This is a genomic window from Galactobacter sp. (assembly GCF_022712295.1).
GTDB lineage: Bacteria > Actinomycetota > Actinomycetes > Actinomycetales > Micrococcaceae > Galactobacter.
Map to the genome: position 1 here is coordinate 1 of NZ_JALAGT010000098.1, position 8,099 is coordinate 8,099.

The 8,099-nt window shown below is 66.8% G+C and carries 8 protein-coding genes; 3 read left to right on the forward strand and 5 right to left on the reverse strand.

Annotated features, from left to right (window positions below):
* Positions 1 to 608: 608 nt before the first annotated feature.
* Positions 609 to 1,271, forward strand: a complete 663-nt coding sequence (locus tag Q0A15_RS07395; RefSeq protein WP_291278881.1) for an HAD domain-containing protein — start codon at positions 609 to 611, stop codon at positions 1,269 to 1,271.
* Here the strand turns inward: Q0A15_RS07395 and Q0A15_RS07400 are convergent.
* Both Q0A15_RS07400 and Q0A15_RS07405 read right to left on the reverse strand, forming a co-directional pair.
* A complete protein-coding gene (locus tag Q0A15_RS07400; RefSeq protein WP_291278882.1) occupies positions 1,204 to 1,965 on the reverse strand; it encodes an SDR family oxidoreductase in 762 nt (253 codons plus the stop codon). The genes Q0A15_RS07395 and Q0A15_RS07400 overlap by 68 nt on opposite strands.
* An 18-nt stretch (positions 1,966 to 1,983) precedes the next feature.
* Positions 1,984 to 2,409 (reverse strand): hypothetical protein, encoded by a 426-nt coding sequence (locus tag Q0A15_RS07405; RefSeq protein WP_291278883.1) that lies wholly within the window; start codon positions 2,407 to 2,409, stop codon positions 1,984 to 1,986.
* A 45-nt stretch (positions 2,410 to 2,454) separates the two neighbouring features.
* Between Q0A15_RS07405 and Q0A15_RS07410 the strand changes: the two genes are divergently transcribed.
* Positions 2,455 to 3,036 (forward strand): hypothetical protein, encoded by a 582-nt coding sequence (locus tag Q0A15_RS07410; RefSeq protein ID WP_291278884.1) that lies wholly within the window; start codon positions 2,455 to 2,457, stop codon positions 3,034 to 3,036.
* 4 nt (positions 3,037 to 3,040) lie between these two features.
* On the opposite strand, the gene Q0A15_RS07415 is transcribed toward Q0A15_RS07410, so the two are convergent.
* Entirely contained in the window at positions 3,041 to 4,003 is a 963-nt protein-coding gene (locus Q0A15_RS07415; protein ID WP_291278885.1) for a Gfo/Idh/MocA family oxidoreductase, read from the reverse strand.
* A gap of 114 nt (positions 4,004 to 4,117) precedes the next feature.
* Here Q0A15_RS07415 and valS point away from each other — a divergent pair, with 114 nt between their 5' ends.
* Positions 4,118 to 6,739: a valine--tRNA ligase gene (gene valS, locus Q0A15_RS07420; protein WP_291278886.1), complete on the forward strand. Its 2,622-nt coding sequence runs from the start codon at positions 4,118 to 4,120 to the stop codon at positions 6,737 to 6,739.
* A gap of 119 nt (positions 6,740 to 6,858) precedes the next feature.
* Here valS and Q0A15_RS07425 read toward each other — a convergent pair whose 3' ends face one another.
* Positions 6,859 to 7,659: a siderophore-interacting protein gene (locus Q0A15_RS07425; protein WP_291278887.1), complete on the reverse strand. Its 801-nt coding sequence runs from the start codon at positions 7,657 to 7,659 to the stop codon at positions 6,859 to 6,861.
* Positions 7,660 to 7,783: 124 nt separating this feature from the next.
* Positions 7,784 to 8,099 (reverse strand): NAD(P)/FAD-dependent oxidoreductase (locus tag Q0A15_RS07430; RefSeq protein WP_367273369.1); only part of this gene is annotated, 316 nt, incomplete at its 5' end.

The following is an 8,099-nucleotide window of genomic DNA, read 5'->3' on the forward strand; positions in this document are numbered from 1 at the left end:
CACGCGGCGCGCTGGACGCCTGGACGGTGCCGTCCTCGTCCCAGTACTTGTGGATGCGTCCCTCGATCTCGGGGACGCGCGGGGTGGCGGGGGTGGCGCCGTTGGGGTCTGACGTGGCGCGGGGGTAGACGCTCAAGGTAAGAAGACCTTTACTTCGGTGGCGGGCCGTCCCTCTAGGCCTCGGATGCTGCCCGAGGTCCGGCTCGCCGAGATGGATCTCGACGGGTTCTAGGGACGACGTCACGGTCACGGTTTCCCGTGCCCGCGTGCCGCGGTACCACCCTGGGTTGCCCGCCTCCCTGTCAGGAGAAGCGGACCGCTCGTGTCAGCTGTGACGGGCTGTCCCGTCCGGGTCTACTCCCCTGACCTTGTGGACGGGTTTCTTCCGGAGGCTCACCGGTGATGGCCGGATCGATGCCGTGATGCACACAGTCTACCGTGCTCGGTCAAGCGGGCCGGTGTCGCGCGACCCGACCTCCACACGTGATCTGATGCACAGCGGAGTCCCTGCTTGGTCGCAGCGGGTTCCGGGTTCCGCCGCCTACTGTGACTGCTCACACGGACCCCACACCCCAAGGGTCCCGTCGGCAAGTAGAGATGAGGCGGCCATGACCACGCTCCTGGTTCTCGATGTGGACGGCGTTCTCAACAGCGTTCACGCCTCCACCCTTCATCCCGCCCCTGAAGCCGAATTGACCACGTCGCACGTGGGCCGCTGGCCCGTCCGCTGGAACCCGGCCACCATGATGGCCTTGCGACCGCTGCTGGAACGCGAGGACGTGACCGGCGCCTGGTGCACTACGTGGCTCAGCGACCCTCACCTGTTGGACGGCTTCGAAACCACACTGAAGCTTGACGGGCTGGTCCCACTGCGAGCCGAGTACCCGCTGGTGCAACCCACACCTGACCGACTCGAACTGAATCCCCTCTTCGACGCCGACGTCTCCCTGGAACCCAGCCAACATTCCTGGTGGAAGCTGCGGGCAGTGCTTGCCCTGGTTGAGCAGAGCCAGGCCGACCGCCTCATCTGGGTGGACGACGACCTGCCGAGGTCCGTGGTCGGCAACGGTTTGGAGAACGCTGCGCGAGAGATCGACTTCGACGGCCCCATCCCCCGGCATCTCCTGGTCAGCCCGCCCCGCGAGGTGGGTCTGCGCTACGGAGACGTGGCGGCAATGCGCGGCTGGCTCAGCCGAACGCTACCTACTTACGGATCACCTTGTATTGCGCGGCCTGCGCCACAGGCCGCATCACGATCTCGTCCAGATTGACGTGGTGCGGGACCTCCACCGCGTAGCGGATCACATCGGCCACGTCCTCGGCCGTCAGCGGCTTCTCCACCCCGGCGTAGACCTTGTCCGCGGCCTCGGCGGAGCCGAGCCTGCGGAGGGAGAACTCATCGGTCTTGACCATTCCGGGCAACACCTCGACGACGCGCACGTCGTTCTCTGCCTCTTCGAGACGCAGCGCCTGGGTGGTAGCACGCTCTGCAGCCTTGGCGGCGTTGTAGCCGGCACCGCCCTCGTAAGCTGCCAAGGCCGCGGTGGAGGTCAGATTCAGCACAGTTCCGCCACCGGTGGCCGCACGAAGCTGGGGCAACAGGGCACGAGTGAGCTTCATGGTGCCCACGTAGTTGGCCTGCATCATCCATTCCCAGTCCTCGGTGACCGCGTCGGCGACCTTCTGGGTCCCGCGGGCGCCTCCGGCGATGTTGATCAGCGTGGTGACGCCTTCGGCTCTGGCCACGGCCAGCATTCCGTCGACGTCCGCGTCGACCGTGATGTCGCCCGCCACCCAGGAGCAGCCCGTCTGCGCCGCCAGTTCTTCCAGACGCTCCTGTCTCCGGGCCACGGCCACCACGTTCCAGCCGCTGTTGCGTAAGGCAACAACGGTGGCGCGACCGATGCCGGCAGAGGCGCCGGTGACGAGGGCGGAACGAACGGGTTCTGTTGCGGTAGCAGTCATGTCTCCAGGCTAGTGCTGTCAGCCCGCTTGGTCACTGTCCTGGTCGCGTGGCTGATCAATCGCTTCGGTCACGCCTCCGACCACCGCAGCAGCGAGCGCCATCCAGGGCCTCGGCTTCTTGAGACCTCGTCGACGCAGCCAGGCCTCCTCCAAGCGGTCGGTGGTGCAGGTCAGCCATACTCCTGCACCGGCAACGATCCCGGTGATGCCCGCCATCGCCAGGCGCGCCGACGTGGAGCCTTCTTCCTCGTCTGGTTGGATCTCACCTCTCTGGTCGGGCCGACGGAAGGCCGCCACACCCACCAGTCCCCCAACGCCTACCCCCACACCGACGCTGGTGACCGCAAGCGCCTTGCCCTGGAGCCTGCCCACAGGAATGAGCGTGAAGAGTCCGGTCGCCAGCCCAAAGCGCGCACCGCTGATGACTCGTTGTTTGATCGTCATGTCTTCACGCTAATGCCTCGCTCCATCAGATGAGAGGCTGGTGCCATGCCTGAACCCGCCCACGATCCACGCCTGCTCACCCGGCTCCCGGACGGCACCACCACGTTGGGCGACCTCTGGCCCGGACCGGACGACGCCCCGCTGTGGGCGTGCATCGTGGGCGGTAAGACGTCGCCCGGGGCGATTGCGAACGGGCACTACTACCACGGACCCATCGGCCGCAGGCAGCTGGGGCGACTCATCGAGGCCGGACTCTTCGACCCCGTTCCTGGCGAGGAATTCCAGGATCTCCAGGCGGCCTCGCAAGGGATCGGGTTCGTGAATCTCTCGCAGGCGCCGCGCTCCGAGGACGACCCGGAGACCATGGCCCTGATGCGTGAGGGCAGCGTGCGGATCGAGCGCGAACTGGCCGCTCGCGACGTGGGGCTGGTGATCAGTATGTGGCGGCACGGAACGCGAGAATTGCTGGGCAGCGAGGGGCGTCCGGGATTCCAGCCCATCGACACCTCCTGGGGCGCAGAGGTCTTCCGGATGCCCTCGCCCTACGCGCGGGCCATCGAGGCGGTCGCGGTGATGGATGAGCTCGCTGACTGGCTCCACGACCACAAGCCGACGTCAGGCGCGTAGCGCCTCAGCCCTCCAGCGCCACTATGCGACGCTCGCGCGCCGAGGTACGCGCGGCGTCGAGCACCTCCATGACCTTGACGCCCTGGGCGCCCGTGACCGGCAGTTCCGTCCCGTTCTCCAGCGCCTGCCCGACGAGCCGGTAGTAGTCCGCGGCGTTCGTCGCCGCGCCGGGGACGGGCCGTACGCCGTCGGCCGTGTGTACAGCGCCCCCGGCGAACTCATCGGTTCCGGTCTGGGTGTAAGCGCCCTTGGCGCCGTAGACGCGCCAGGACCGCTCTGCCAGGTGATTGAGCTTGGTGGAGTGCAGGTGGGAATGCACTCCGGAGGCGTGGTGCAGTGTCACGTCGAAGGCAGCGTCCACCGTGAAGCCGTCCTTCTGCGCCTCATTGAGGCTGGCCTCGACGCTGATGGCCGGGCCGGACAGGAAGATCGCCTGGTCCACCAGGTGCGAGCCGATGTCGCGGAGCAAGCCGTGCGCGGGACCGGCCTCGAGGCCGTCGGGCTCGTCCAGGTCGAAGCGCGAATGCACCGACCAGGTCTCGCCCAGTTCTCCGGAATCCAGAACGGCATTGATGGCGCGTACGTCCGGATCCCAACGACGGTTGTGGAAGACGCCGAGCGGGACCTCCGCGGCGGCCGCGGCGTCGACCACCTTTTGGGCCTGGGCGGCATCGGGTGCAAAGGGCTTGTCCACGATCACCGGGGTTCCCGCCGCGATCGCTTCAAGGCTCAGGTCCACGTGAGTCTCCGGCGGGGTGGTGATCACGATCAGATCGGCCACATCGGCGGCCAGAAGTTCGGTGAGTGAGTCGAAGACGGGCACATTCGGGTGATCCGTGGTCAACTGTTCCCGCTTGGCGCTGCTGCGAGCCACGACACCGCTCAGCTGAAGACCCGCCTCCACGATGAACGGGGCATGAAAGACCCTGCCACCGAATCCGTATCCGACCAGCCCGACCTTGACCATGAATGCTTCCTTCTTGCTGGACCATTGAGACTCGGAACACATTACATATGTTGTGACAATATGACCACTTTCGCCTGAGCGCTCGGCTGCCCTCGACGTGGAAGAATGGAAGGTATGGCTGAGAACATCACGGGCACAGACACGCCCGTCACCGTCCCCGACAAACCCGCCCTCGAAGGGCTGGAAGAGAAGCTCTCCACTCGCTGGCGCGAGCAGGGCACCTACGCCTTCGAGGAGGAGACCAGCCGCGAGGCCGTCTACTCCATCGACACTCCCCCGCCCACCGCGTCCGGTTCGCTGCACGTGGGTCACGTCTTCTCTTACACACAGACCGACGTCCTGGCTCGGTACCAGCGCATGCAGGGCAAGAACGTCTTCTACCCCATGGGGTGGGATGACAACGGCCTGCCGACCGAGCGCCGCGTGCAGAACTACTTCGGCGTCCGTTGCGACCCCAAGCTGAAGTACGACGCCACGTACGAGCCTCCGGCCAAGCCGGCCAAGAACCAGCGTGACTGGGACGTGGTCTCCCGCCAGAACTTCATCGAGCTGTGCGAGCGGCTGGCCACGGAGGACGAGAAGGTCTTCGAGGACCTCTTCACCACCCTGGGCCTGTCCGTGGACTGGAACATCTCCTACCGCACCATCGACGACCACTCCCGCGCCACGAGCCAGCGCGCCTTCCTGCGCGACTTCTCGCTCGGAGACGCCTACCTCTCCGAGGCGCCCACCATGTGGGACGTCACCTTCCGCACCGCAGTGGCCCAGGCCGAGCTCGAGGACCGGGAGATGCCCGGCGCCTACCACCGCTATGCGTTCACCGACTCCGACGGCCAGTCCGTGGAGATCATGACCACCCGCCCGGAACTGCTCCCCGCCTGCGTGGCCCTGGTGGCCCACCCGGATGACGAGCGCTACCAGCCGCTGTTCGGGAAGAAGCTGCGCTCCCCGCTCTTCGACGTGGAGGTGGAGGTCAAGGCCCACCACCTGGCCAAGCCCGACAAGGGCACCGGTATCGCCATGGTGTGTACCTTCGGCGACCTGACCGACGTCACCTGGTGGCGCGAACTGCAGCTGGACACCCGCCCGGTCATGGGTCGGGACGGCCGCCTGGCCCGCGAGACCCCCGAGTGGATCACCACCGAGGCCGGTCGCGCCAACTACGACCGCATCGCCGGGAAGACCGCGTTCTCCGCCAAGGAGGGCGTCGTCGAGATGCTGCGCGAGGCCGACCTGCTGATCGGCGAGCCCGAGAAGATCACCCACCCGGTGAACTTCTACGAGAAGGGCGACAAGCCGCTCGAGATCGTCACCTCCCGCCAGTGGTACATCCGCAATGGTGGTCGCGACGCCGACCGCCGTGACGAACTGATCGCCCGCGGCCGTGAACTCGAATGGCACCCCGGCCACATGCGTTCCCGTTACGAGAACTGGGTCGAGGGTCTCAACGGGGACTGGCTGGTCTCCCGCCAGCGCTTCTTCGGCGTGCCGATCCCGATCTGGTACCCGCTGGACGCCGATGGCGAACCGGACTATTCGGCCCCGATCACCCCGTCCGAGGATCAGCTGCCCGTTGACCCCGCCGCTCAGGCGCCCGCCGGTTACACCGAGGATCAGCGCGGCGTGGCCGGCGGCTTCACCGGTGACCCGGATGTGCTCGATACCTGGGCCACGTCCTCCCTGACCCCGCAGATCGTGGGCGGGTGGGGCGTGGATCCCCAGCGTTGGGCCAACGTCTTCCCGTTCGACCTGCGCCCACAGGGTCACGACATCATCCGCACGTGGCTGTTCTCCACCGTGGTGCGCGCCAACTCCCTGGAGGGCAAGACCCCCTGGAAGCACGCAGCGCTCTCAGGTTGGATCCTGGACCCCGATCGCAAGAAGATGTCCAAGTCAAAGGGCAACGTGGTGGTCCCCACCGACATCCTCGAGAAGTTCGGAGCCGACGCCGTGCGCTACTGGGCGGCCTCGGCCAAGCTCGGAGCCGACACCGCGTACGAGATCTCCCAGATGAAGATCGGACGCCGCCTGGCCATCAAGGTGCTCAACGCCTCCAAGTTCGCACTGAACATGGGCGTCACCGCTTCGGACGTGCTCACCACCCCGGCCGACGCCGCCGTGGTCATCAATGGTTTGGATGCCTCCTTACTGGCGCGCCTGGCCGATGTCGTGGAGCAGGCCACCAAGGCCTTCGACGCCTACGACTACGCTCGTGCACTGGACCTGACCGAGAGCTTCTTCTGGTCCTTCACGGACGACTACGTGGAACTCATCAAGGACCGAGCCTACGGCGGAGTCTCCGAGGAGCAGACGGCCTCCGTCCGCGCCACGCTGGCCACCACCTTGGATGCGGTTCTGCGTCTTCTGGCACCGTTCCAGCCCTTCGCCACGGACGAGGTCTGGAGCTGGTGGCGTGCCGGTTCCGTCCACCGCGCAGCCTGGCCCTCCGCCGATGCGCTGCGCGCGGGCCTCCCGGAAGATGCCGATGCCGAGGTGCTTCCCACGGTCGGTGAGGCGCTGGCCGGTCTGCGCAAGGCCAAGTCGGAAGCCCAGGTCAAACAGCGCACCCCCGTGGTGACCGCAACGGTGTCCGCGCCGGCCCAGAAGATCGCCCGCCTCAACCTCGGCCTGGGTGATCTCAAGGCCGCCACGGCCGCTGAGACCATCAACCTGGTCGAGGGTGAAGAGCAGCTGACCGTGTCCGATGTGGAACTCGGGGAGCTCCCCGAGGCCTGAGCCTCCGATCCCGCCACGGCTACGGCACTGAACCACAACGACGGCGCCCAGTGATCACTGGGCGCCGTCGTTGTGGTTCTTGACCGTATCCAGGTTTCGGACGAACCCGTGGCAGGGGCTCAGGCCTCCGCCTTGCCGCGCTTCCAGTAGCCCACGAATCCGATGCGGCGCTTGTCCACGCCCTGAGCCACCAGGTGGCGGCGACCGGCCGAGGCCAGCTGCTGCTCCCCCACCGTGTATCCGTAGGCCGTGTCCGCGGCGGTCGGGACCAGCTGCTGGAAGGCCTTCAACGCTGCCTGCCCCACCGTGTCGGAGTGATCCCGCACAATCCAGTCCAACTGCACCTGGGACTCGCCCTCGACCTCCTGCTGGTCCGCTGCATCGGGAATCTCGACGATGGCGTGTCCCCTGATGTGTGCGGGCAGGTCCCTCAACACACCCAGGACAGCGGGCAGCGCCGATTCGTCCCCGGCCATCAACACCTCGGTGGCGTCGTCAGGCAGATCGAAGCCGCGCCCCTGGTCCAGGATCATCAACTCTTCTCCCGGTCGGGCCTGCGCGGCCCATGGTCCTGCGATGCCCGCGTCACCGTGGGAGACGAAGTCGATGTCCATCTCGCCGACGTCCGGACGCAGGCTGCGGACCGTGTAATTTCGGAAGGGCGGACGCACACCGGCCTTGGTCCGCAGGTACTTCATGTAGGCACCGAAACCGAATTGTTCCGGCACGCGGGAGAAATCCGTGACGCCGCCAGGGTTGGGGAGGAAGAGGCGGAACCACTGATCGAATCCGTGGACCGGTAGTCGGTGAAGACTCTCGCCCTGCACTGTCACGCGCACCATGTGCGGCGTGATGCGTTCGGACGCGGTCACCTTCACCACGTGGTGCCCTTTGAACTTGCGTGCGTCGGCGAACGCCATGAACAACTCCTTGACCGTCGATTCCTATTCCGCAACCACACCGTATCTAAACCCGGAGGCGCCGTCACGCAACGACGCCCGGCCACCGTGTCGAGGTGCCCGGGCGTCGAGGTGTGACTGCGGATCAGATCCGGATGGTGGAGTCCGGACCCTCCGTACGAGAGCGCTTCAGCTCGAAGAAGTGCGGGAAGTTGCCCAGCGTCACCGCTGCGTCGAACAGCTCACCGGCCAGTTCTCCGCGCGGCACGCGCGTGATCACTGGACCGAAGAAGCCCACGCCGTTCAGCGCGACCACTGGCGTGCCCACGTCGTCGCCCACGAGATCCTGGGCGGCCTCGAGGGCGTAGTCGACGCCCTCGCCGTTGAGCGGGTTGACCAGCGCGGCGGCGTCACCGACGGACGCCCAGTTCACACCGGCGACGCGGGTCACCGCACCACCC

Coding starts and splice junctions, on each gene's coding strand:
- valS (WP_291278886.1), top strand. CDS start 4,118: ATGGCTGAGAACATCACGGGCACAGACACGCCCGTCACCGTCCCCGAC.
- Q0A15_RS07395 (WP_291278881.1), top strand. CDS start 609: ATGACCACGCTCCTGGTTCTCGATGTGGACGGCGTTCTCAACAGCGTT.
- Q0A15_RS07425 (WP_291278887.1), bottom strand. CDS start 7,659: ATGGCGTTCGCCGACGCACGCAAGTTCAAAGGGCACCACGTGGTGAAG.
- Q0A15_RS07415 (WP_291278885.1), bottom strand. CDS start 4,003: ATGGTCAAGGTCGGGCTGGTCGGATACGGATTCGGTGGCAGGGTCTTT.
- Q0A15_RS07405 (WP_291278883.1), bottom strand. CDS start 2,409: ATGACGATCAAACAACGAGTCATCAGCGGTGCGCGCTTTGGGCTGGCG.
- Q0A15_RS07410 (WP_291278884.1), top strand. CDS start 2,455: ATGCCTGAACCCGCCCACGATCCACGCCTGCTCACCCGGCTCCCGGAC.
- Q0A15_RS07400 (WP_291278882.1), bottom strand. CDS start 1,965: ATGACTGCTACCGCAACAGAACCCGTTCGTTCCGCCCTCGTCACCGGC.